Source organism: Lentzea sp. (assembly GCF_036380075.1).
Lineage (GTDB): Bacteria > Actinomycetota > Actinomycetes > Mycobacteriales > Pseudonocardiaceae > Lentzea.
The window spans coordinates 1-23,993 of record NZ_DASVFL010000136.1 but is presented as its reverse complement, the minus strand read 5'-3'; the positions used below and the strand labels follow the sequence as shown (position 1 = coordinate 23,993).

Here is a 23,993-nt window from a genome sequence, read left to right as displayed (position 1 = left end):
GAACCTTGGTCCCCACCATCGGACTCGCTGTCGGCCGGGGCACCGGGCCGGAGCTCGCCGAGGCCTTCGAACGCGTCCTGACCGCGCTCGGCGAGGCGTCGTCGGTGCCCATCGCCCTCACCCGCTCCCCGCGGCTCTACCACTCGTACTTCTCCCTCAAGGCGGAGGCGAGGGGAACCGAGGAGGTCCGCCTGCTCACGGAACAGGACGCCGACCACTACGAGCAGTTCTGCCGCGACCTGGCACGCGCGGGCACGACCGCGGTCTTCCGCACCGCGATCAACGCCCAGTCGCTGTACCTGGTCCGCGAACGGCTCCAGGCGGTGAAGGTTGACCTCATCGCCGACGGCGACACGTCACTTCTCCTGGTCCGCGACGAGGCCCAGGGCTTCTACACGGGCGAGAACCGCCACGGCGCCGGCGTCGTGCACCGCACCATGACCTTCAGCAAGGAGATCACCGAGAAGGTCGTCCTCGCCGCTCTCCGGCAGGCCCGGCGGCATTGGCCCGGTGAGCAGGTGCGGGAGCTCGTGATGGCGTACAAGTTCCACCTGCTCGACGGAGCGTTGGGTGAATGGGTGGCCGACATCGGCGCCCGGCACGGCGTGGACATCCGGCTGGCTCAGCCGGACACGGTCAACCGCAACCTCATCGAGCACGGCCTGCCCGCCCGCAGCGTCGTCGTCGGCGCCAACGAGTGGGCTGACATCATGCACGTCGTCCTGCTGGACAGGCTGGGCTCCGAACGCCAGGAGAACCGCTGCACCGAGAACATCCACCTGCACCCCGACGTGCAGGACCTGGTGGAGTACCAGACGGTCCACGGTTCGGCCGACGACCTGGAAGGCCTGGGCACCGTCAACCCGACCGCGACCATCCGCGCGGCAGCGGCGATCGCGGAGCGGCACGCGGGCTGCGCCGGAGCGATCGAACGCACGGAGAACGCCCTGACCTTCCTGGCGGACCAGGACGTCCGCACCCCGGACCTCGGCGGACGGCATTCGACCACCGAGGTCGTGGCCGCGGTGGTGGAACTGCTGGAGGAACCGGACTTCGACGGGCGTCGCGCGGCACCGGTGCGGGCATGACCGAGACGGCGCTCGTCGTCATCGACCTGCAGAACGACTTCTGCACAGGCCCGGCCGTGGCCGCCAGATACCGGGGTGATCCCGCCGTCCTGGACACCGTGACCGGCAACGCCGCCCGCGCCGTCGCCGTGGCGCGGAACCGGGCGGTGGAGGTCGTCTTCGTCAGGTTCGTCGGCGACGTCGAGCACCAGGGGCCGAGCTGGCGGCGCCGCGACCTCGTGCTCGGCAAGCGCCCCAAGTGCCGTGAAGGCACGTGGGGTGCCGAGTTCCACCGGGTGCTGCCGTCGCCGGGAGAACGCGTGTTCACCAAGCACGCGCGATTCGACGCCTTCCTCACCGAGGGGTTCGAGGCGCACCTGCGCCAGGAGGGCGTCGAGCACCTGGTGTTCGCGGGTCTCTACGCCGACGTCTGTGTGGACACCACAGCGCGAACGGCGTTCCAGCAAGGCTTCCACGTGAGCGTGCTGACCGACTGCACCACGAGCCTGCACCTGCCCGACGAGACGGTCCTGCGGTTCATGAGCACCCTCTACGGGGCCCGGCTGACGACGCTGAACGCCCCGGAGGTCTGGTCAGTGCCCTCCACACCGCAGTGCGACCAGGAAAGGCAGGACACGTGCCCGGTACCGGACGCGGCGGCCAGGCCGTAGAACGGGGAGTCGCACGCACCGCGCTCATGGTCGCCGCGGCCCGCGCCATCGAGACACATCGACCCGACTCGCTCGCGCGCGACGACTACGCCGAGCACTTCGTGCGCGCCGCCGGCACGTGTGAGAGCTGGCCGTTGCGTCCGCACGAGGTCCCGGCAGGAGACGACGACCCGTTGTGGGGCAGGCTCGGACGCTACTTCGGCCTGAGGACGAGAGTGCTCGACGACTTCGTGCTGAGGTCGGTGCGGGCCGGAGCACGACAGGTGGTGCTGCTGGGCGCCGGTCTGGACACGCGGGCGTTCCGGCTGGACTGGCCGGAGGGCTGTGTCGTGTTCGAGGTCGACCAGGACCCGGTGCTGCGCTTCAAACAGGACGTCCTCGACAACCTGGCCGCGACGCCGACAGCACGGCGCGTGCCGATCGCGGCCGATCTGCGCGGCGACTGGGAGACTGCGCTCGGCAACGCGGGATTCGATCCCGAGTCGCCGAGCGTCTGGCTCGCCGAGGGCCTGATGCTCTACCTGCCGGGAGACGCGGAGCGACGCCTGATCGACGCCGTGGACCGACTCGGCGCCCAGGGCAGTGCGATCGCGTTCGAGGTCAAGCTCGGCAGCGAAAGACCGGAAGTTCGTTCCAGCGCTGTCTACTCGTCGGCGAAGCAGCAGATCGGCGTCGACCTGCTCACCCTGTTCGACGCGGAACCGCGCCCCGACTCCGCTGGGCACCTCGAGAGCGGAGGCTGGGTCACGAGGGTGACGACCCCGTTCGACTTCGCCAGGACGTTCGGTCGTGGTCCCGAGCCGGAGCGCGATGACGCGCTGGCGAGCAACCGGTGGATCTTCGCCACCAGAACCTGACGAGCACCGCGTTCCCGGACGTCCCCTGCCGGGCTTGCGGCTACAGCAGGTCGAGCTGCTCCAGGTCCGCGACGTATTTGACGATCAGGTCGCGGCCGAGGTGCGGGATGCCGCCGTCCTCGCCGATCTTCGCCTCCCGTACGGCTTCCCGGAACTCGGCCGCCGCAGCGGCGCCCTCGCGCATCGGCTCGGCCGGCTGCCGGTAGGCGTTCAACACGGGCAGCAGGGAGTGCTGGCGGCGGGCTTCCGGCAGGTCCCGCAGGGCGGTCTCGAAGCGGTCGAGCCAGTCGTCGTAGTCCGCGATCCGCTTGAGGTCGTGACCGGCCTCGATCAGCCAGTCCACGAAGGTGTCCAGGGAGATGCCGTCGTCGTGCGGGTTGAGCACGTGGTACGTGCGGTAGCCCTCGGTGTTCCGCATGCCGAGGGTGTCCACGGCCTCGGCGGTGAAGTCGGCCGGGAGCCCGTCGTAGTGCGCCCTGGGCGCAGTGCCGTCCGCGCTGCGGTAGAAGGACTTCGGTGCGATGCCGGTGGCGAGGAGGCTGAGCACGAGCCGCGTGAACACGTCCGGCACGTTCAGCTGCCCCGTGTAGCGGCTGTGCGCGAGGATCATGTCGGAGCGGAACACCGTGACCGGCAGGCCGCACCGGTCGTGCGCCTCGCGCAGCAGCACCTCGCCGGCCCACTTGCTCATCGCGTAGCCGTTGGCGTAGTCGTCGTTGCGACGCCGGACCGCGCTCATCGTGCGGACGTCGGCGGTTTCGACGAACTCGCCCGGCGGGACCTGGTCGCCCACCGCGATCGTGGAGACGTAGACCAACGGCTTGATCCTGTGGGTGATCGCCAGCCGGATGAGCTCGGCGGTGCCGGCCACGTTCGGGCCGAACAGGTGCTCGTAGGGCAGCACGTGGTTGACGAGGGCGCCGGGGTGCACGACCAGGTCGGTCTCGGCGGCCAGGCGTCGCCAGGTGTCCTCGGCCAGGCCGAGCGAGGGCTCGCCGAGGTCGCCCGCCAGCACTTCCAGCCGCTCTGCCAGCTCCCGGTAGTGGCTGAGCAGTCCGGCGTCACCGGTGTCGAACGCGCGGTCCAGCCGGGCCCGCGCGTCGGCGTCGTCCGCGCCGCGCACGACGCACACGAGCTTCCCGCCGGTGCCGGTGAGCCGTTCGAGCCAGTCGAGGCACAGGAACCGGCCGAGGTACCCGGTCGTGCCGGTCAGCAGGACCGTCCGCGGCTCTCCGCCCGGCCGGGGCAGCCGGGCCGCCGCCTCCAGCAGTCCGGTGTCGAAGAACTTGTCGAGGCTCAGGTCGGCGGCCCGGATCTCCGTGGCGCCCTCCCCGTGCACGGAGGCGAAGCTCGGCCTGCTCGCGCCCGCGGCCCGCTGCGCCTGCACGTGAGCGGCGATGGACCGCAGGGTGCCCGCCGGCCCGAGCAGCACCCCGACGGGGACCTCGACGTGGAAGATCTCGCCGAGCAGCGCGGAGAACGAGACCGCGGACAGCGAGTCACCGCCCAGGTCGGTGAAGTGCGCTTCGGGGTTCAGCGCGGCGTCGGTGCAGCCGAGCAGCGCCGAGGCGGCCCGGATGATCGTCTCGTGGACCGGCTGGTCCGGTCCGCCCGCGCGGAGCTCGCGCAGCTCGTCCTGTTCGCTCCTGGCGAGTTCGGCGTACCGCTGCTCCAGCCGGTCGCCGTAGCGTTCGCGCAGACGGGGCCGCAGCAGCTTCCGGATGTCGGAGAGCAGCCCGTTGGCCATGCTGAACGGCTCGGTCTCGATGAGGAAGTCCCGGGGCACCTCGTACGGTTCGAGCCCGATCTCCCTGGCCGTCCGCTGCAGCGCCTCGGCCAGCCGCGGCCTGAGCTGCTCGGGATCGCGCACGGTCCGCAGCGCGTTCTCGGAGGGCACGACCACCGCGAGCAGGTAGGGGCGGGCGCTGTTGCCGTAGACGTAGATCTGGCGCACCAGCGGGTTGGCGGTGAACCCGGCCTCGACCTTCGAGAGGGTGACGAACTCGCCCTGGGACAGCTTCTGCACGTTGTTGCGCCGGTCGACGTAGGCCAGCTCGTCCGGCCCGGTCAGGGCCATGACGTCGCCGGTCCGGTAGAAGCCGTCGGCGTCGAAGAAGGACGCGGTCAGCTCCGGCCGCTTGAAGTAGCCGGGGAAGATCGTCTCGCTCTTGAGCAGCAGCTCGCCGCGCGGGTACGGCCGGTCGGTGCCGAAGTAGCCGAGCTCGGGCACGTCGACGAGCTTGTACTCGATCACCGGCGGACTCGTCACCTTGCCGTCGAACACGGCCATCCCGAACTCGGTCGCGCCGTAGCCGTCACGCAGGTGCACCCCGAGGCAGTCCTCGGCGAACTGCTTCATCTCGGCGCTGATGGGCGCGCTGCCGACGAGTGCCTCGACGATCCGGCCGCCGAGGAACCGGGTCCGCAGATCCGCCTTGACCGCGGCGTCCAGCTCGACCGGATCGGTGAGCTCGCGCGCCCGCAGGTCCCGCTGGCCCTGGTACTCCTGGAAGAGCATGTCGAAGACCCGCGGAACCGCCATCAGCTCGGTCGGCCTGGCCAGCCCGAGGTCCTCGAACAGGGTGGACAGGTCGCTCCTGGCGGTGAAGTAGCAGGTTCCGCCCCTGGCGAACGTCCCGGTGACGCCCATGCGCCCGAACACGTGGCTCATCGGCATGTAGTTCATCGTGAGTGCCGGGAAGTCCTCCGACGAGGGGACCAGCCCGCTCCAGAAGCGGCGCAACGCCCGCTGGGGGTACATCGCTCCCTTGGGCGCGCCGGTGCTGCCCGACGTGTAGATCAGCAGGGCGAGCGGGTCCTCGTCCGGTGCCGGGCCGGGCAGTGCCGGGACCGGCCGGGAGCGACCACGTGCGAGCGCCTCTCCCAGAGTGGTCACCTCGACGCCGTGCCCGGCCAGCGCGGCCACGAACTCCTCGTGCGCCTGTCGGTCACCGTCGACCTCGGGGTGGTGGTCGAAGACCAGGGCGGCCGGCTTCGACGCGGCCCCGGCGACCAGTTCGGCCGCCTTGCCCAGGTACGCCGGGCTCGCCGCCAGCAACCGGGGCCCGGTCTCGTCGACGATCTCCCGCAGCTGCGCCACCGACGCGCCCGGCTGGAGCGGCACGGACACCAGGCCCAGCCGGATCGCGGCCAGGTCCAGCAGCACGTACTCGCCGCTGGTGAACCCGAGCGTGACGATGAAGTCGCCCTCCCGGACACCGCACGCCGCCCACTCCGCCGCGAGCGCCGTCGCGTCGGCCCAGAGCTCTCCGTAGCTGCGGGTGGTGAACCCCGGCAGCAGACGCAGGTCCGATCGCCCGGTCCCGGGGTCGTGCACGAGCTCGGTGACGCGTTCGGCGACGGCCGGACGGCCGGCGTAGCCCAGCATCACCCGCTCCACGGTCTGCGCCAGCGTGAGGCCCGGTGCACGCACGGCCTCGCTCACCGCAGGATCGGGCAGCAGGTTCCGCAACGGTGGCTCGTCCGCCAGCAATGCGCTCTTGCGCTGCGCGGCCCGCTCGTCCTGCGCTCCGGGAACCGCACTCACCACCGTCACCGAACCTTCCTGCTCGTCGCGCTCTCCGCAGGGGCTGAGCCGCTCCGCCCGGCCTCGCCCTCGACTGTATTGGCGAGCGATTGAACCCGGACAGCGATGGGCCTGTGACAATCAGCGACGGACAAAGCGGAACTTTGGGGTCGACGAGAAGGCCCTGGGTCGCTACTCAGCGGATCGGGACAGCTACTCAACGCCAGAGCGCATGAGGTCTTCGGGCACCTCGGCCGAGCGGGTCAGCCGCCGATGACGGTCCCCAACCGGCCGGTGGACACCAGGGCACCGGCCTGCTTCAACGCCCGGACGCGGACGCTCACCTCGTAGCCGTCGATGGCCCGGATCGACGCGATCCGAGTCGTCAGGTACCGGTACAGCGCCGCCGGGTCCCGGCAGATCGCCACGGCCATCAGGTTGTCCGGTCCGCCGACGGCCAGCGTCACGGCGACCTCGTCGTGGCTCGCCAGCTCCTCGCCGACCTCCTCCAGGTGCCGGGGAGCGACGCGGATCCAGATGTTCGCGTGCGAGTGGTAGCCCAGCCGTTCGGGCAACAGGTCGACGTCGTAGTAGAGAGCGCCCGAGCTCTCCAGCGCGGCCAACCGGCGCGCCACCCGTGTCGTCGCCCAGCCGGTCTCGCGGGCGAGCTGGGCGTGGGTGGCCCGGCCGTCCCGTTCCAGCACCGCGAGCAGCGCGGCGTCCTCGGTGGACGGTTCGACCGGTGGCCCGGTGACGGACGGCAGTTCGTCGCGCAGCTGCTGTTCCTGCTCGGCGCTGAGGCGGCCCTCGTAGCCGGTCCAGCTCGAGTGGCCGGGTGCCCCGAAGCGGTGCAGCAGCAGGTCTATGCGCACGCCCAGCACGGAGACGGACTTCGGCAGCTGCCGCAGCAGCACGTCGTTGCCGCCTGCCGGGCCGCCGGCGCGCAGCAGGCACATCACCTCGGCTCCTCCGGAGGTGATGTGGGCGAACGAGACGTCGGGGCGGCGGGCGAGCGCGTCCGCGACGGCGTCGACGCGGTCGGGCCGGCACTGGATCCTGGCCACCCACTCGTCGCGGTGCAGCGCCGCGGGTGCGCTGCGGCCCAGCACCCTGAGCACGCCCTCACGGCGCAGCGCTCCATACCGGCGGGCGACCGTCTGCTCGGACACCCCGATCAGCTGTGCGACCCGCCGGAACGGGACCCGCGGCGAACACTGAAGCGCGTGGAGGATCTGGGTGTCAATGAGGTCGAACACGGAGGAAGTATCACACGAAGGAGAGCCGGACGGCGGTCAGAGAACCTCTGATCCGTTTGGCTAGCGGATCCTCACGGTCGATCGACAAGCTGGTCGTGATCACCGATGAAGGAGCGGACACCATGACCACCCTCGTGATCGGAGCCAGGGGAAGCGTCGGCCGTCACGTCGTCGACGGGCTGCTGGCCGCGGGTGAGACCGTCCGCGCATCCGTGCGCGATCCGGCCGCGGCCGGACTGCCGCCGGGCGTTCCCCTGGTGATCGCGGACCTCGCCGCGCCCGAAACCCTCCGGACCGCGCTGGACGGCGTGCGACGGGTCTTCCTGTACGCCACCGCGGCGGGCACCGCCACGTTCGCCGGGGCCGCACGCGGAGCCGGGGTCGAGCACATCGTGCTCCTGTCCTCCGGCAGCGTGCTGCTCCCCACCGCGCACGGCAACGCGACGGCGGAGCACCACCGGGCGGTCGAGCGGACTCTCGACGCCGCCGGCGTGCCGTGGACACCGGTACGGCCGCTGGTGCTGGCGAACAACGCGCTGAACTGGGCCCGTTCCGTCCGCGCCGAGGGCGTGGTCCGGCTGCTGCACCCGGAGGCGATGACCGCGCCGATCCACGAGAGGGACATCGCGGCCGTCGCGGTCACCGCACTGCTCTCCCCTGGAACGACCAGCGTGTCCGACCTGCTGACCGGCGGAGAACGGATGTCCCAGCGGCAGCAGGTGGAGGCACTGGCGGAAGCGACCGACCGGCCCCTCCGGATCGAGGAGCTCACGGTTTCCCAGGCACAGCAGCACTTCGAACGCTTCGCGCCACCGGAGGTCGCCGCGTCGATCGTCAGCTTCGTCACCTCCGCGGCGCGCGGCGAGTCACCGGCAACCTTTACAGCGCAACGGGTTCTGGGGCGCGATCCGCTGACGTTCGCCCAGTGGGCGGCCGAGCACGCGGCATCGTTCGCCTGACCCCCGAAGGAGAGAACTCGTCATGGACGTCAGCACCGGCAAGATCCTGCTCACGCTCAGCTCGCTCTGGGCGGCCTGCGGGTCGTACCGCTTCGACTGGAACGAAACCCACATCCACAACCCCGACTGGCCGCCGCACGCGAAGTTCCACAACGCGCAGACCATGAGCACGGGAGCCGTTCTGGGCGCCGCGGCGACCTATCTGCTGTGGGGACGGCATGGTGCCTGGACCACACAGCGCCTGCAGGTGACCACGGCAGCCGCGTCGATCTACTGGGTGACGCAGCTCTCGGCCACCCTGTACCCGGGAACCGCGCTGGTCGACCGGCCTCGCCCCGGCGAGGCCGCGCCGCCGAGGTGGCGCGGTCCTCAGACTGTCGTCGCCAGTGCCGCTCTGCTCGTCAACGCGGTGTCCTACGCGCTGGAACGCCGGCGGCTCGGCTCATGACGGCCCGCACCGACGTGGGCGTGATCGGGGCCGGCCCGATCGGACTGGCCACCGCAGCCCTGCTGCACGCCGCCGGGATCGATGTCGCCGTCTTCGAACGCGGCACCGGAACCAGCCCGCACTCCAAGGCGACGACCATGCACCCCCGCACCCTCGAGGTGCTCCAGGCCATCCGCACACCGGACGGCGGCAGCGTCACCGACGCCCTGGTCGCCGCCGGGACCGCACTGTCCGCCACGCATTTCGGCCTGCTGCCCGAACTGCTGGACTACCGCGGACTCGACACGGAGTTCCCGCACGTCCTGATGATCCCGCAAGTCATCACCGAGCGGATCCTGGCCGACCACCTGACCGCGTGCGGAGTGCCGGTCCACCTCGGCACCGAGGTGCGCGGGATCGCCCAGGGCGCCGACGAGGTCCGGCTGGAGCTGCACCGGGCCGGTCGCGACGAGACGGCGGTGTCCCGGTTCGCGATCGGGGCGGACGGAGCGCGCAGCACGGTCCGCCGGGCACTCGGCATCGGGTTTCCCGGCACCGACCCGACGCTGTGCGGGTTCGTCGGCGACGTCGAACTGCGCCGTCCTCCTGCCGAACCGCACTTCTGGGACGCCACCCGCGGCACCCTGAACGTGCTGCCGCTGCCCGGCGGGCGCTATCGGGTCTTCGGTGTCGACCGCGACGACACCGGGCTCACCCCGGCTCAGGTACGGGTCCGCCGGGACGAGCCCGTGGACCGGGAGACCCTGCGGGCGGCGATGATCCGGATCGCCGGCACCGACCACGGGCTGGGCACGGTGTTCTGGGGCTCGCGCAACACCGACACGACCCGGCACGCCGAACGGGTGCGGTGCGGCCGGGTCTTCCTCGCCGGGGACGCGGCCCACATCCACCTCCCGGCCGGAGGCCAAGGCCTCAACGTCGGCCTGCAGGACGCCGCGAACCTCGCGTGGAAGCTCGCCGCCGAAATCCGCGGCCGCGCTCCCGAGCACGTCCGCACCGGCAACGCCTCCTACGAAGCCGAACGCCTGCCCGTCGCACGCAGACTCGCGGCCAACACCCTCGCCCAGGCCGCCGTCTCGATGACCTTCACCCCGGCCAACGCCGAACTGCGCCGCCTGCTGGGCGCACTGCTGGCCCGCGACGGGGACACCGCCGCCTCGCTGCGCGGCTGGCTGTCCGGACTGGACGTCCGCTACCCGGAAGGCGGACTGCGACTGCCGCCCCTGCCCCTGCCCGGCGGGACGGTGCACCACCGCCTGCGGCCGGACCGGTTCCTGCTCGTCGGTCTCGCCGGACGAGTGGTGGGAGCCGCCCTCCTCGACGGTGCCGACCACCCGTTCGTCGACACGGCCACGACCACCGCCTCGTGGCAGGACCACGCGTACGTCCTCGTCCGCCCGGACGGCCACCTCGCGCAGGCGTGGCCCGCCGGCACCCCGGCCTCCGCCGTCGCCGCCGGGGTCGCACGCTGGACCACGTCGTGAGGGGTCCGTCCGGATCCTTCGCCGTGCGGCGTTCCCGGTAGAGCACGCCGGTCCGCGGAGCACCCGGTTCCGGACGAGCGACCACCGCCGTTCATCGGCATCACAGGCCGGACCGCGATCGCACCGCCTCCGAACAGCGACGTGAACGGCGCATCCCTGCCTGCTCGGGCTGCCGGCGTCACTGCCCCTCCCCGACCTCGACGCCGCACCGGCCGCGCTCGCCGAGACGGACGACCCCCTCGACCAGGCCGAGAGGCTTCTCCCGCGGTTCGCCAGAGGAAGTCCTCGTTCACTTCCGCCCAGGCGTGTAGACGTATCGGATCTCCGGCGACGCCGTGGCACCAGGTAGCTCGCCGTCTCGGACCTCGCGCTCCGTCTGAGGTTGGCAGTGGATGTCTCATCGGCGGCTCTCCCACCGCACGGATGCCGGACGAACAGTCGGTTCCCGAGGAGATGCCCGCACTGACCCGGGTCCACGCCTGAGGCACGCGGACGGCTCGCGATGCCGACAGCGTGGCCCGACCAAGACGTCTGGGGCTGCGCCAGGAACGCGTCGCCACGCCGATGTTCTCTGGCGCGCCGCATGTCTGCGCCTGCGCGAGCGTGAGGAGGAGTTCGGCATCGCCGTGCTGGAAGCCGCGGACACGGGTTTGCTCGTCCTCGGCCCGGCGACCGCTCCGATCGCAGCGGCGGGACAGCTACCACGAGAAGGCTCCGCGTGGACAATGAGATGGCCGACCGCAAGATATATCGCCTCACGATATATATCGTCATGTGATATATGTGGACTCGTGGCGGAGCGGAGAATGTCCGAGCAGACCTTCCTGATACTGGTCGCGCTGGAAGAGGAACCGCGACACGGGTACGGAGTCGTGCAGCGGGTGCTGGAGGTGACCGACGGCCGGGTGCGGCTGCGCGTCGGCACCCTCTACGGCGTGCTGGACCAACTGGTCGCCGACGGCTGGGCCGAGCGCGACCGGGAGGAGACTCACCAGGGCAGACTCCGCCGCTACTACCGGTTGACCGGGGCGGGCAGCGCAGCGCTGGTCGAGCAGACCCGGCGGCTGGCTGCGAACGTCGATGCCGCCAGTGCGGTGTTGCGAGCACGCGGCCGGTGGCCCCGTGCAGCGGAGGGCCGGGCATGATCAGCGCCGAGTCCCAGTACCGCGCGCTAGTGCGGATACTCCCGGCGTGGTATCGCGACGAACGCGGCGACGAGATGGTCGACACTCTGCTCGACCTGCACGGCGAGCGGGCCCGCGCGGCGCTGTGGAGCGAACTGCGGGCGTTGCTGGCGCTGGGTGTGCGCACCCGTCTGGCAGCCAGGGCGGCACCTGCACGCGCGGTCGCCCTGGGTGATCTGGTGCGGCAGGTCGCGCTCCTCGGCCTGCTCTGGGGCGTGCTCAGGTCCGCCGGCAAAGTCGGCGAGAGTCTTTGGTTTCTCGTGGCGTTCTCCGATCTGGGGTACCTCCACCACGCGGTGTCGACGTCCCTCCTGGCCAAGGGGCTCGTTCCGCTGGCCGCGGCGCTGGTTCCGCTCGTACTTCTGGTGGACGGGTGGCGCCGCCTGGCCAGGATCGCCGCCGGGGCGATCCTGGCCGCGGGCGCGATCCTGTTTCTGACCAGGCATTGGTCCGATCTCGACCTCGGACCGATCGGGTACTTCGCTCCACAGTGGATTCCGCTGGTGCTGGTACTGGTGGCCTTCCACACCGACGCCCCGTTGCCACCAGCGCGGCCGTGGTGGTGGGCCACCGGGACGAGCCTGGTCCTTGCCCCCGCCCTCGCGCTCAGGTTCGCGTTCCCGGAGGCCTTGGACCAGATCACCGGTCTGTCCCCGCTCGTCTGGCTGTGCGCGATCGCCGGAGCCGGATGTCTACTGCTCCGGCGTCGCACCGGACCGCGCCCGGTACGGACACTGGCGCTGGCCCTGTGCATCGGCTTGGCATTGATCCAGATTCTGGTGCTGAAGAACGGACTCATACCGTTCGACGTGATGGTGATGACGCAGGTTTGCTGTGTCGGGGCAATCGTCGTGGCGCTGACCGTCATGGGAGTCCGTGACTACCGCCGGACCGTCGTGCGCCACGACTGAATGAACACGACGCGAAAGATGGAGATGGCTCAATGAGGCTGTTACGTGGCACAGCAGCGCTGGTCTGCGCGCTGACGGTGGTTCTGGGCGGGACCGGCAGCGCGGGCGCCACCGGCGCGAGGGTGGGAGGTCGCGGATGACATCATCGTCTACTACTCCAGCCAGTCCCACGTGGCGCTGGCGATCGACACCACGCGTGCCGTGCACGCCTCGACCGAGGGCCAGCCGGTGAAGGTCGCCGACATCGACTCGATCAGTGTGATCCGCCGTGTTGCCGACTGAGCCGACCGGCGAAAGTTCCCCGAGACGACACCGGATCCTGGACGCGGCCGAGGAACTCTTCGCCGAACGCGGCTTCCACCGGACGTCCTTTATGGACATCGCCAGACGATCCGGCACCGGCCGCGGCACCATCCCATGGCACTTCAAGAACAAGCACGTCCTGGCAATGGCCGTCGTCCAGCGAGCAGCCGAACGGGTCTGGCCCGCAGGGCAGTTCCGATCCGCACCCTCGCTCACCGAGCTGTTCTCACGGACCACACGACTCCTGAACGACGGAAGCTCGGCCCTGGTGTTGACGATGCTCGTCGAAGCCCTCAACGACTGGGAAAATTCTCAGGAGCACCACAGAGAGGTTCTCCGGCGCGGACGCGAAAGCTTCGAGGCATTGCTGCGTCTCCGTCGCCCGACGGACGCCGATCCCGAGAAAGCATCCGAGAAAGAGCGCGCCGCCGCGGTGGCCCTCAACGGCGCACTCCTGGGCATCCACCTGCAGGCACTGCTCACCCCGGACACCGTCGACGCCCACGCGGCGCTGATGACTCTCGCGGGCATGGTCGACCGGCACCTGGCAGACATCTGGCGCAAGTAGCGGCGACCCCCAGGCACATCAGGGCAATCGTCGTGGCGCCGGCAGTCATGGAATCCACGACTACGGCCGGGCCGCCGTGCACCACGACTGGACGAACACAACACGACAGATGGAGATTGGTGCGGCGACTGGCAGTGGAGCGAGGCCGACAGCTACGCGGCACTGAGCGCGTACCGGGCACAAGCCGAAGCCGTCGCACCACACACCCGCTTGACCCCGTTCTACGAAGACATCCTCGCCTGCCTCGGCTGGACCGGCGCGGTGAACAACCCGCAACGTCCACTTCACGTGCCACACGCCCCGCCGATCCTGATGACCAACAGCCTGCACGACGTCGCCACACCCTACGAGTGGGCCCAGAACGTCGCCAGCCAACTGCCCACCGCCACCCTGCTCACCGTCCAGACTCCGGCCCCCGGCAGACACTGCCCGGCAGAATGGCCCACCGGCGAGCCAACCGACGTCACGCGCTCGAACGCGCCCACCACCACAGCAACACATGCCGCTACTGCAGGTGCGCCGCGAGAGTCGTCAGGCTTGGGAGGTACCGGCCGACGGCGTTGACCGTCGCCGCAGCGACAGCGGCGGTGCTGCCGGCTCAGCGGGAAGCTGGACGCGTGCGTCTGCATCACGGTACCGACGACGGGCGCCGGCTTCGGTTTCCCGGCGGCCGGGAACCAGATCCGTCACGTGAGGAGAGCCGCCCTTCTGCGAGTTCGGAGTGGACTACCCCAGTTCCGCTGTTCTGCGGTCTGACCGCGACATCGCACAGGAGCAGTTCCATGACTGGTTTCATCGACACCTTGCCGGCCAGCGAACCGGTCGAGGTCGCCCCGGCGGTCCAGGGCGTCTGGCTGGCCTGGGGCAGCGTGACCGTGCTGCACCAGCCAGCCCTGGGCGCCGTCCTCACCGAGCGCGGCGTGCCGCACCTGCCACCACCCGACCTGGTCTACAACCTGCGTCGACCGTCGTCGGTATCGTGACGGTCTTCATCGAACCTCGGCTGGAGCCCCGGGGAACCTTCGCCGGATGGCGATGGGCACGTCCGAGTTGCGCCCACCACACCCGCGCTCTCCAGATCCGTGATCATCCTGAGCACGGTGCGCAGCGTGGTGACGCGGTCTTGTTCGCGGATCCCGGCGAGCGCGGCCATCAGTGGATCATCCTGAGTGGACAGTGCGCGTGCAACCTCTTTGCCCGCCTCTGTCAGTGCCAGCACGCGGCGACGGCCGTCTTTGTCAGGGGAACGCGTCACCAGCCCTTTGCGCTTCAAGGCTGTGCCGCTGGCGGACAATGTCGATGTGGCCACACCGAACTCCGCGGCAAGGGCGGCCACCTCGTGCCGCGCCTGAGGAGGCCGGTCCAACGCCAGCAGCACGTGCTGTTGCAACCGTGACAGTCCGTGCTCCCGGGCTGTGCGCCGCGCCGACGAACGCATGCCGTACCCGAGTCGCACAAACGCGTCGACAAGCCGCCGATCCAGCCCGTCCGTGCCGTCAATGCCGGTCACGTGACTCGCCTCGCCAACGAGGATCCGCGCACCGCATCGAGCACTAAATCCTGTTGCCCCATAACAGAAGAACCCCCTGTTCACCCGGAACCCGTTGTGAACCAGCCTGCGATCGGACGAGATACGAGCAGATCAGCCGAACAGTCCGAGGATCACGGCCAGTCGGCAATCCCCGCGCTCAGGACCGGCCGATGAGCTGATGCCACTCGGCCGTCATGTGCGACACCGATCTTGCCGAAAACGTCGCTTCCTCTGGTTCGCACTCTTGATAGGACTCCTAACAAGTTAGAACAGAGCGTCCTGATCGTCGAGAGCGTGTGCCTCCCATCACGTCTCAAATGGACACAGCTCACCCACCAGCACCCGAATAGCGCTGAATGGAGCCGCTAATTGCTCCCGATGGCGGTCAGTCCAGTGTGCGGATTTGAGCAGTGCCGCAACTTTGTTCGGGCGGCTCGGCCTCGATCACGTCGTCGACGAGCGCGAAACGGTCCACGCCGACGGACAGGTCGACACCGGGCCAGCAGGTCACGACCACGAGCGCACCGGCTCGGCTGCAGGCGTCCGCGGCCAAGTGCAGGCGGACGTCGCGGGTGTAGTCGACGAGGAGAACGACCTCGTAGGACTCCCGAAGCCCTGTTTCGATCCCGCTAGCGTCGATCGTCCCGGGAATGCCGAAGTACTCGTGGCGAGCGCGCCGTACGCGCAACAAGAGGTCGATCGCGAAGTACGTCGTGCGGGCGCACGGCGGCACGATAGCCGTCGACAACGAGGTGGGAACCGGTACGACGGTCACGGTGCGGTTCTGAACATCATCCACTCGGGTTCTTCATATCCGGCAGGGGCCTTGACGGGCATGCGACACCCACGCCCCGCCAGGCGGTGAGCGCCGGTGGACCTTCCTCCAGGAACAAGGACGAGCTTTGCGTCATCACCGCCGGCCCGGCGGCACCGAACTCACGCGCACCGTCAGCTCCCCCGTCTGCTTCCCCTCCGCCACCGTCAGCGCTACGCGGGCGCGGCGTGGCCGCCGCGGTCGCGGTCGGCGCCTTCGCCACGGCGGGCGCCGGCCAGATCGGCGGGTCGTCCACCGACGGCGAGGTCATCCAGCGGACAGCCTCGTGCCGGAGAACCTGGGCTGACCAACGCCCGAACAACTCCGATGGCAGGTCTTACGGGCGATGTACATCCCGGACAGGTGGCTCAGGTTCGCGGAGTTCCTCAGGTCGGTCGCGGAGGGCGCTCCGACGAGCCTGTCGGCTCGATCAACGGAGTCGACCGACCTGTCGAAAACCACCCAGCCGGTCTGGTGCGGTGACTGCCGACTGCCCACCGCCACCCTGCTCCCCCACGACGGCACCGGACACGGCAACTACCCCCGGGCAAGCCCTGGAGGCCGGTCGGTGACCAGCGACAGAGCAGCACGTACCAGGTCAATGGTCGACCCGCGCATCATGCTGTGACATCCGGAGCCGTGAGCCCGAACAACAGCCGGTCCTGCCAGGCGCCGCGCACCAGGACGTGATCGTGCAGATGACCCTCCAAGTGCATGCCGATCTTCGTCAGCACCCGGTTTGACGCGACGTTCTCCGGGCTGCAGGTTGCGGTGATCTTCCGCAGGCCCAGTGTGCCGAACCCGAAGTCAGCCAAGGCCTCGGCCGCCTCGGTGGCATAGCCGTGGCCCCAGGACGGACGCCCGAAGGCGAACTCCATCGCCGCCCGCCGATGTCGGACACTGACCATTCGCAGCTCGATAGAACCGACTACCGAACTGGTCGACCGTTCGGTCACGGCCAAGCCGTATCTGGTCCGCGGTACCTGGCCCGCCGCCTCGACCGTTGCGCGCACCTCCGCGGCCGTCTCCTGTCTGCTGAGCGGCCCCCATGCCGTGTGACGGGTCACCAGCGGATCAGCGGCGAAGACATGGATCGCCGGCTGGTCGTCCATCCTGAACTCACGTAGGAGGAGTCGACGGGTCTCTATCTCCACGACGATGCTGTCCGATCCGAATTGAAGGATGTGCTGGAAGGGTGAACGGGCGGACGCCGTCTGCGCGCCGCCCAGGCGAGGACCGCGCTCACCATGATCACAAGCAGCAGACCGGCTGCCGCAATGCTCCAGCGTGCTCCGATCTCGGCGGCGAGCATGGTGAAACCCGTAGTGCCGATGATCTGAGCACCGGCGAGCACGAGCGAGAACAACGCCACGGTCCTGGCACGCCCGCCGGCTGGAGCTCGCAGCTGAACGTAGGACACCACGCCCACCCGCAGTGTGAGGAAGAGGAACCCGACGGGCACGAGGACGACGAGCGTGGATGCCGTCCCCGGCATACACGCGACCGCCAGAACGAGGAGGCCGAGACCGATCGCCTCCCCCAGGACACGCCGGGCGGTCGAGATGTGTTGCCACGTCACGATTCCACCTACAAGCGAGCCGGCTGACATCGCGCCGAGGAAGGCGCCGTAGACAGCGCCGTCGGTGGCCCGTTCCTGGTGCACGAGCAGCAACAACAGCACAGGCAGGCTGGTGCCGACCAGTGCGGCGGCCATCGCTGTGAGCACGACGGCGGACGTTTCCCACGTGCCCAGCAGACGACCGAACACGTGCCGGGCAGTGACCCGCTCGCCTCGGACGACTGTGGTCTCACAGGAACCGGCTGCACCGCGCAAGGCCGCCACTGTCAAAGTGGTCACGAGGTAGGACGCTCCGTTGAGGATGAAGGCACCACTGCTGCCCGACATCGCGATGACCGGTGCCGCGAGGACCGCGCCTACGATCAGACCGGCGTCCAGAGCCGCGGTGTTGATGGTCGTGCCCTGCCTGATCTCCACACCCCCGGTCGCGTCGGAGATGAGCACTTGCCACGCGGCGGTTCCCAGGGAAGCGACGAGATTGAGCACGACGACGCCCGTGATCAGTCGGCCCGCACCGAGCACACCGGCCTGTCCGGCCACGCCCATGCTCAGGGCGATGAGGGCGAGCATCGGCTGCGTGCTGAGCAGCACCGCACGCGGCGAGAACCGGTCGGCCAGCGATCCGCCTACACCGCTGAGCAGCACCACCGCGGCGGTGGGCACCACTGCGACGACCGCGACCAGGCGATCACCACCCGGCATCGACACGATGGCCAAAGACTGGGCGATCACCTGCAGACTCGTTCCCACCTGGGACAGACCGCGAGCGATGAACAGCAACGCCAGCGTCGTCCTAGGTCGGCGCCGTGCCGCGGCCGTCGCACCACCACTCATGGGTGAAGCAGATCGGTCAGGGTCACCGGCGTCAGGTCTCTCTCCGCCAATGCCGCCAGGATCCGGGGCAGAGCATCGGCGGTGCGAGGGGCGTTCGGTCCACCGAGGTGGAAGAGCACGATCGAGCCCGGCCGCACGTTCGCCACCACCTTGTCGACGATGACATCAGCCGACTCGCAGAAGGCGTCGCCCGACTCCACGTCCCAGTGCACCACCGTCATTCCCGCGTTGAGGACGATGCGGAGCGCATCATCGGTCCAACAGCCGCCGGGGAATCGGAAGTAGTTCGTGGCGCGTCCGGTCAGCCCCTGCAGCGTCGTGATCGGTTGCACGACTTCGGCGTGCATCTCATCCGGCGGTACGAGTCCCAGCCTGAAGCACTTCTCGCGAAAGCCGCGGTGCGTTTGAGAGTGGGTCGCCAACTCGAACATGCGGTGATCGCCGATGCGACGGGTCTGCTCGGGATAGGTCTCCATCCACAGACCCGTGAAGAAGAACGTCGCGGGCGTGCTCGTCGCGACCAACTCATCGACGATCCGCATGTCGGCATAGGAAGAGACCGTTCTTGCCACGAGCCGGTCCCGCATCGCCGCTGTCAGGTCCGCGTCGAACGTGAGCGCAACCTTGCGCTGTGCGCGCGGCCCGTTCGTGATGATCGGTGAGGGGACAGTGGCCGGAACGGGGACGACCTGCCGCTGTCCGGTCACAGGCTTCGCTCGGCGTCCGTCAGGCGGAGCCGCCGCAGGTATTCCCGTTTGCGGTCGTCGTGCACGTGCAGAACGAGCTTCACCATCGGACCGTGTCGCTCGTCGAGCGTCATCCCGTCGATCACGAATCCCATCTTGAGCTGCATGATGATTGCCGCAGAGTTGTGCGGATGATGATGAGAGGTGATGCGCTCATAGCCCAGGTCGCGCAGATACGCGAGAAATGGCGGATAGAACCGGGCAGCACCGCGGAGCCGGTGCTCGGGCAGGAAGCCGGTACTGCGAAGGTAGAAGGTGGAGCGATCCTCCATCTCCCCGCACATCCAACCGACGACGGCACCGTTGCCATCGCTGATCAAGAAGCGCTCGTGGTGAACAGCTTGGTGAACCCGGAGCAGGCGCTCCGCTGCGGCACGCCGGTCAGTCGGCACGGCGTATGCGGGCTCGTGGGTGAAGATGCGCCGGAAGATCGAGGAGGTGGCCTCGGTGAAGTGCGCTGCGTCGTCGCAGGACTCTGCCACCAGACCGGAACTCTCGTTCTTCATCGGGAAGTAGCGAGCACGGATGTCGGCGAAGACGTCCACATCGATAGCTGATGCCATTGTTTCTCTCCTGAGGCCAAGAGGCTCAGCCACGGCCGGGAACGGGCTCCGAGAGCAGGAGCGAGATCATGCGGTCGATGGATGCGTCGACGGAGAAGTGCTCTTCGGCGAGCACCCGCATCACCGCGGGCGGTGTCGCGATGGCCTCTCTCACGTCCTCCATGACCAGACGCGGATCGCGGTGGTGGCCGTACGCGGTCAGATTGCGTTCGAGCAGCGTCTGCAGGTTGTCAGCGGTGATCAGGCCCGCGTACCCGTATCCCGCGCAGAGAACCGGCAGCCCGCTCGCCATGGCTTCCATCGCGCCGCGGCCGAGTGAGATGACCACGTCCGTGTCACGCAGCAGGTGTGGCATGGAGCGGTTCGGCACGTGGTTCATGAGCAGGATCTCGTCACCGAAGCGCCGTTCCATCTCCCAGAACCCGGGCCCGTCGCCGACCACGCGGACGGCGAGCGCCTGCCGATCGAGGTTGTCGACGAGCGTGGTGAGGATCTCCTCGCGACCGGAATCCAGCCGGCAGTACATCAGCAAGCGAGGACGGTCGGTCGCGCCGCGCTCGTGGACCGGGCGAAAACGCTGCAGATCGACCCCCTGGGGCAGCAGCACGCACTTGCCGAACGGAACTCGTTTTCGCTGTGTGCGGAGCGCGTTCTCGGTCATGCACAGGAAGAGCGTGGAACGCTCGGTCATGTACGAACTCGCGATGGCCTGCGCGTGATGGATGATGTTGAACGTCGTTATCGCCGGGTCGAACGCGGACACCATCTGGTCGGGCGCCTCGTCGACGAGCAGCAAGTCCGTGCCGCGGCCCACATCCGTGCTGACGGCGACATTGGTGATATGCCTCAGCGCCTCCAGCACCGGAAAACGTTCGATCCCTCGCGCCACCAGTCGCACGGAGTGACCCCGGCGAGCCAGACCTGTGATCAGATCCAGGATGTACGTTTGCTGGCCGTAGGTGTGAAAGCCTCCGTGCAGGTCATATCGGCCGCCGTAGAGCGGATTTCCGGAACCGTCGAGAAGATAGGTGATGTGCATCGCAGGACAGTGCTCAGCGCCACTCGAGGAGGTCAATCCACGAACCCTGCGCCGACAGACGCAGACAGGTGCCCGCCGCACACGGCCGCGCGATCCAACACAAAGACTTCACAACTCTCCAAAGATAGGGAGCACTTCCCGGCCTCACCGAATGATGTCCCGCGTTGCGCGCACGTTCCACCGCAAACAGCGACACTGCCCTCTCGTCCACGGATCCCTTCCCTGAAGCCCAGGAATGAGGGGCGTGGAACTCGAACCAGCCGCACCGTGTATGACCGACGCGAGGGTCAGTGCCCGGCCACCAGTCATCCGAGGCTGGTGTCGGGCGGGCTGATCTCGATTACCTCATCGGCCAGGACGAACAGCTCATTCGCAGCGAAAGACATGTCGGCGTCAGACCCGCAGGTCACGACGGCGAGCGCACCGGCCCGGCCGCAGGCGTCCACGAGGAGGTGCGGCTGGAACTCGTGCGTGTGATCGACCAGGAGGACGACCTGTCGGCTCGACGTGATGCACTGGAACAACGAGCGCAGCGCGACACCCAGCAGCGCCGGGATCTCGGTGTCCTGGTGGAGGTCGCGAAGCCGGGTGATCGCCCCGACCGCATCGATCACACCCGGGATGCCGAAGTACTCGAGGTGGGCGCGCATCACGCGCAGCAACGGGTCGATCCCGAAAGGTCCACGGTCACCGGGCCGCGCGGCGCCGGACAAAGCGATCATCCGCACACCCGACAGCCGCCACTGCTCGCACGCGGCGGTCAACAACGCTGGTTCCCCCAGGCCTACCGGCACGTTCAGAACCACGACCCGTCCCGGTTCCCCCACAGCCGGGACCGATGACGCCAAGGTGTTCCCGGAACTGGCGGAGCTCATCCTCCCGTCAGCCCGGTCACTGCACGGCCTGGCCGGCGACGCTCTGGACCGCCTCGTCACCGGCGGCCGGTGCTCCCGACGCCGACGAGCGGCAGAACACCGGAGTGACAGAGGCATCAGTCCTGCTGAACATCACGTCTCCCCAGGAGTCGTCGATGCCGGATAGCGAGAAAGTCGTAGTCTCCAGGGCCGTCCACCACCACTCGGTGATCGGTCTCCAGTAGCTCACGGGCATGCCTGAAGTTACCGATCGAACCGAAGATCATGTCCCCGACGAACGACGCGGGAGCCGTCGAGGCAGATTTGTCAGGGTGAAAAGGCACATGGGTGGCCAGCCCTGACGGCTATCGGTCATCGTGGCGCGCACGCGACGGACATGGCGGGACCGTGTCCTGGCATCCGTGGTCCCACCGATGACCGCACCGCTGGCTGCGGTGGGTCCCGCAGACATGCCGCCGCGGGACCCACCGGAGTTCTTCCGATTTCTACGGAGCAACGATCAGCACTGCTGAGGAATTGCCACCCAGTGGTCACTTGCTTCGCCATAGGTGCCCACGAAGCCGCCGATGGCCGCGCAGAAGGTGGCGCTCTGAAGCCAGACCTGATGGGGGAAGTGGCCGTAGATGTTGATCGGCTCGTTCCCCCTGGCGAGATCACCGATCGGGGCGGACAGACACGATCCCGGCGGGACGATGACGGTCGACAAACCGCCGCGACCCGGGAACTCGACAGAGGTTCCGTAGTTGCCGAACGAGCAGACGTCGATCGTGCCCGAACCCGCCGCAGATGCCGGAGCGGCGCCGATGGACGCGGCGGCCACCGCCAGGGCCGCGACGACACTTGCCCGCTTGACGACATTCATGGAGAACTTCACGGTGAGATTCCATTTCATTTAATGTTTCACCACAGCGAACATATTCTTCCGAAGCAGCCCGTGACGCTACGGGTTTCAATCCTCAGGCGAGTATCTGATCCAGCGAGAAGCGCCCTTCCAGACCACCGATCAGGATCGCGAGGGCAGGCTTCGCCGAACGCACGCGGCCCCGGCGTGGAGATCGCTACAGTGCGCGCGAATCACGCGTCGCGAGAACCTGATCGCCGTCCGCCGCCGCGCCACCACTGTCGACGAAGGTCACTGATGCCCACACCCGGATTTCCACCGAACACGCTCGACTCCGAGGGCGATCCGATCTGGATCAGCGAGCTGGCGAGCGATGATCCCGACCACACCCTGCACGTCGTGACCGGCCTGCTCCCGGCAGAAGCACTGGAAGCACTCGGCGCCGAGCCGCAGAGGATTCACCCTTGTGAACTCCCCGCCAGCAAGCCGAACGAATGGACTTCGCTGCCCGGCGCGGCTCTCGGTACCGATCCGGGAACTTCTGCCACACTCTTGGCGGGACGTATCGGCGCGTGGACGTTCGTTTACGACGACTCCGGTTCCGCCACCTCCCACGATGACACGATTCTGCTTTCCGCCAACGGCAGATCGGCAGCCACGAGCACGTACTCCACGAATGCGAATGCCGTCGTCACGTACGCCGTGAACGGGTGCAGGCTGGCCTGGATCGACCTGGACCAGCTCGATCTCGGCGCAGATCTTCCCGACATGCCCTCCGAGCTGCGTGCCGCCTTCGACGCGGCCGGCGTCTTCGAGTTCGAGGACGCCGAACCCGGCGAGCCCGACTACGCCGTCGGCATGCGCGCCGTCTGTGCCCTGGCCGGTCTCGTGTGCACTCTCGGCGACCTGCGTCGAACTCCCTTGCTGATCACTGCCTTCGAGTGACCCGACGGCCCGGCCGCACCCGCGGTCGGGCCGCAGCCGGACGACTGGATCGCCCACCAGCCCGGAAGCTCACACGGACGCCAGCAACGCTTTCATCCGCTCCTCCAGGTGGGGGCGCACCTCGTCGCCGGTGAAGATCCACGGCTTCCCGGCATTCATAGCGGCGACCACCATCTCCCCCACCTCGTCAATTCCCGGCCCGCTCCGGAGGAACTCCTCGACGGCGGGCACGAGGTCGTCCCGCAACGCCACGTCCGCCTCCAACGTCCGCGTGTTGGCGACGATGCCGGTGTCGACAGGCCCTGGGCACAGGACGCTGACACCGACGCCGTGCCGGGCCGCGGCCAGCCGGAGCGACTCCGACAGCCCGACGACGGCGAACTTCGCGGTCACGTACAGGACGTTGGAATCGGCCACGAGTCCGGCGCCCGACGCAGTGTTCACGATGTGGCCGGCACCGCGTTCGATCATGCGCGGCAGGAAGGTCTGGACGCCGTTGACGACGCCGGTCAGGTTGACGGCGAGCGAGAGGTCCCACTTGTCGTAGGTCAGGTCCTCGGGCAGCGCGAACGGCACGATCCCCGCGTTGTTGAACAGCAGGTCCACCTGTCCGAGCTCACGTTCGACCTCGTCGGCCACGGCGGCGAACGAGTCCCGGTCCCGCACGTCCAACCGGTGGGTCGTCACCTCGGTCAGATCCGCCAGCTCCTCCCCGGCGCGTTCCAACGCCACCGCGTCCACGTCGGTCACCGCGAGGCGCACTCCCCGCTTGCCGAGGGCACGGGCGATGCCCAAGCCGATCCCCCTCGCGCCACCGGTGAGAAAAGCGACCGAACCAGTCCAGCTCCGCATGTCAGAGGTCTCCTATGTCAGCTGACTAACTCTATGTTGACCAACACAGTAGCCTGGTCGGCATGGAGATGACTATCGGCAAGGTGATCACCACCGGGGGCCGGGCCACGATCGGCGTGTTCGCCGGCCTGCAGGTGCTC

The 23,993-nt window shown here is 68.7% G+C and carries 25 protein-coding genes; 12 read left to right on the top strand and 13 right to left on the bottom strand.

Annotation, left to right across the window (positions count from 1 at the left end; translation table 11 throughout):
- Positions 1-5: 5 nt before the first annotated feature.
- From VF330_RS16530 to VF330_RS16520, 3 genes are read left to right on the top strand one after another with little or no spacing between them, the layout of a single operon-like run.
- Positions 6-1,088, top strand: a complete 1,083-nt coding sequence (locus tag VF330_RS16530) for an isocitrate/isopropylmalate family dehydrogenase (RefSeq protein ID WP_330852489.1) — start codon at positions 6-8, stop codon at positions 1,086-1,088.
- Positions 1,085-1,738: a cysteine hydrolase family protein gene (locus VF330_RS16525; RefSeq protein WP_330852488.1), complete on the top strand. Its 654-nt coding sequence runs from the start codon at positions 1,085-1,087 to the stop codon at positions 1,736-1,738. The genes VF330_RS16530 and VF330_RS16525 overlap by 4 nt, the downstream gene beginning before the upstream one ends.
- Positions 1,705-2,595, top strand: a complete 891-nt coding sequence (locus VF330_RS16520) for a class I SAM-dependent methyltransferase (RefSeq protein WP_330852487.1) — start codon at positions 1,705-1,707, stop codon at positions 2,593-2,595. The genes VF330_RS16525 and VF330_RS16520 overlap by 34 nt, the downstream gene beginning before the upstream one ends.
- Positions 2,596-2,635: 40 nt before the next feature.
- Here VF330_RS16520 and car read toward each other — a convergent pair whose 3' ends face one another.
- Positions 2,636-6,151 (bottom strand): carboxylic acid reductase, encoded by a 3,516-nt coding sequence (car, locus tag VF330_RS16515; protein ID WP_330852486.1) that lies wholly within the window; start codon positions 6,149-6,151, stop codon positions 2,636-2,638.
- 233 nt (positions 6,152-6,384) lie between these two features.
- Positions 6,385-7,377 (bottom strand): Lrp/AsnC family transcriptional regulator, encoded by a 993-nt coding sequence (locus tag VF330_RS16510; protein WP_330852485.1) that lies wholly within the window; start codon positions 7,375-7,377, stop codon positions 6,385-6,387.
- A 122-nt stretch (positions 7,378-7,499) separates the two neighbouring features.
- Between VF330_RS16510 and VF330_RS16505 the strand changes: the two genes are divergently transcribed.
- The 8 genes from VF330_RS16505 (at position 7,500) to VF330_RS16470 (ending at position 14,217) form a co-directional block, all read left to right on the top strand.
- Positions 7,500-8,336 (top strand): NAD(P)H-binding protein, encoded by an 837-nt coding sequence (locus VF330_RS16505; RefSeq protein WP_330852484.1) that lies wholly within the window; start codon positions 7,500-7,502, stop codon positions 8,334-8,336.
- 22 nt (positions 8,337-8,358) lie between these two features.
- Positions 8,359-8,784: a DUF6640 family protein gene (locus tag VF330_RS16500; protein ID WP_330852483.1), complete on the top strand. Its 426-nt coding sequence runs from the start codon at positions 8,359-8,361 to the stop codon at positions 8,782-8,784.
- Positions 8,781-10,268 carry an FAD-dependent monooxygenase gene (locus VF330_RS16495; protein ID WP_330852482.1) on the top strand — a complete coding sequence of 496 codons (1,488 nt, stop codon included), beginning with the start codon at positions 8,781-8,783 and terminating at the stop codon, positions 10,266-10,268. The genes VF330_RS16500 and VF330_RS16495 overlap by 4 nt, the downstream gene beginning before the upstream one ends.
- 806 nt (positions 10,269-11,074) lie before the next feature.
- Positions 11,075-11,413, top strand: coding sequence for a PadR family transcriptional regulator (locus VF330_RS16490; RefSeq protein WP_330852481.1), 339 nt, complete (start codon positions 11,075-11,077; stop codon positions 11,411-11,413).
- Positions 11,410-12,363 (top strand): hypothetical protein, encoded by a 954-nt coding sequence (locus tag VF330_RS16485; RefSeq protein ID WP_330852480.1) that lies wholly within the window; start codon positions 11,410-11,412, stop codon positions 12,361-12,363. The genes VF330_RS16490 and VF330_RS16485 overlap by 4 nt, the downstream gene beginning before the upstream one ends.
- Before the next feature lie 268 nt (positions 12,364-12,631).
- Complete coding sequence (locus VF330_RS16480; RefSeq protein ID WP_330852479.1) at positions 12,632-13,234, top strand: helix-turn-helix domain-containing protein; 603 nt, start codon at positions 12,632-12,634, stop codon at positions 13,232-13,234.
- Positions 13,235-13,444: 210 nt separating this feature from the next.
- Entirely contained in the window at positions 13,445-13,798 is a 354-nt protein-coding gene (locus tag VF330_RS16475) for an alpha/beta hydrolase (protein WP_330852478.1), read from the top strand.
- 218 nt (positions 13,799-14,016) lie between these two features.
- Positions 14,017-14,217, top strand: a complete 201-nt coding sequence (locus tag VF330_RS16470) for a hypothetical protein (RefSeq protein ID WP_330852477.1) — start codon at positions 14,017-14,019, stop codon at positions 14,215-14,217.
- Here the strand turns inward: VF330_RS16470 and VF330_RS16465 are convergent.
- From VF330_RS16465 to VF330_RS16420, 10 genes are all read right to left on the bottom strand, one after another.
- A complete protein-coding gene (locus VF330_RS16465) occupies positions 14,184-14,744 on the bottom strand; it encodes a MarR family winged helix-turn-helix transcriptional regulator (protein WP_330852476.1) in 561 nt (186 codons plus the stop codon). The genes VF330_RS16470 and VF330_RS16465 overlap by 34 nt on opposite strands.
- 406 nt (positions 14,745-15,150) lie before the next feature.
- A complete protein-coding gene (locus tag VF330_RS16460) occupies positions 15,151-15,540 on the bottom strand; it encodes a hypothetical protein (RefSeq protein WP_330852475.1) in 390 nt (129 codons plus the stop codon).
- 656 nt (positions 15,541-16,196) lie between these two features.
- Positions 16,197-16,733 carry a GNAT family N-acetyltransferase gene (locus tag VF330_RS16455; protein ID WP_330852474.1) on the bottom strand — a complete coding sequence of 179 codons (537 nt, stop codon included), beginning with the start codon at positions 16,731-16,733 and terminating at the stop codon, positions 16,197-16,199.
- A complete protein-coding gene (locus VF330_RS16450; protein WP_330852473.1) occupies positions 16,724-17,938 on the bottom strand; it encodes an MFS transporter in 1,215 nt (404 codons plus the stop codon). Before VF330_RS16450 ends, VF330_RS16455 begins: the two co-directional genes overlap by 10 nt.
- A 50-nt stretch (positions 17,939-17,988) precedes the next feature.
- Positions 17,989-18,699: a polysaccharide deacetylase family protein gene (locus VF330_RS16445; RefSeq protein WP_330852472.1), complete on the bottom strand. Its 711-nt coding sequence runs from the start codon at positions 18,697-18,699 to the stop codon at positions 17,989-17,991.
- Positions 18,696-19,301, bottom strand: coding sequence for a GNAT family N-acetyltransferase (locus VF330_RS16440; RefSeq protein ID WP_330852471.1), 606 nt, complete (start codon positions 19,299-19,301; stop codon positions 18,696-18,698). Before VF330_RS16440 ends, VF330_RS16445 begins: the two co-directional genes overlap by 4 nt.
- Positions 19,302-19,326: 25 nt before the next feature.
- Positions 19,327-20,340 (bottom strand): hypothetical protein, encoded by a 1,014-nt coding sequence (locus VF330_RS16435; protein WP_330852470.1) that lies wholly within the window; start codon positions 20,338-20,340, stop codon positions 19,327-19,329.
- A 305-nt stretch (positions 20,341-20,645) separates the two neighbouring features.
- Positions 20,646-21,146, bottom strand: coding sequence for a hypothetical protein (locus VF330_RS16430; protein WP_330852469.1), 501 nt, complete (start codon positions 21,144-21,146; stop codon positions 20,646-20,648).
- An 85-nt stretch (positions 21,147-21,231) separates the two neighbouring features.
- Positions 21,232-21,444: a hypothetical protein gene (locus tag VF330_RS16425; protein ID WP_330852468.1), complete on the bottom strand. Its 213-nt coding sequence runs from the start codon at positions 21,442-21,444 to the stop codon at positions 21,232-21,234.
- 270 nt (positions 21,445-21,714) lie between these two features.
- Positions 21,715-22,089, bottom strand: a complete 375-nt coding sequence (locus VF330_RS16420; protein WP_330852467.1) for a hypothetical protein — start codon at positions 22,087-22,089, stop codon at positions 21,715-21,717.
- A gap of 264 nt (positions 22,090-22,353) precedes the next feature.
- On the opposite strand from VF330_RS16420, the gene VF330_RS16415 reads away from it, so the two are divergent.
- Complete coding sequence (locus VF330_RS16415) at positions 22,354-23,001, top strand: DUF6461 domain-containing protein (protein ID WP_330852466.1); 648 nt, start codon at positions 22,354-22,356, stop codon at positions 22,999-23,001.
- Positions 23,002-23,070: 69 nt separating this feature from the next.
- On the opposite strand, the gene VF330_RS16410 is transcribed toward VF330_RS16415, so the two are convergent.
- Entirely contained in the window at positions 23,071-23,853 is a 783-nt protein-coding gene (locus VF330_RS16410; protein WP_330852465.1) for an SDR family oxidoreductase, read from the bottom strand.
- Positions 23,854-23,993: the final 140 nt, after the last annotated feature.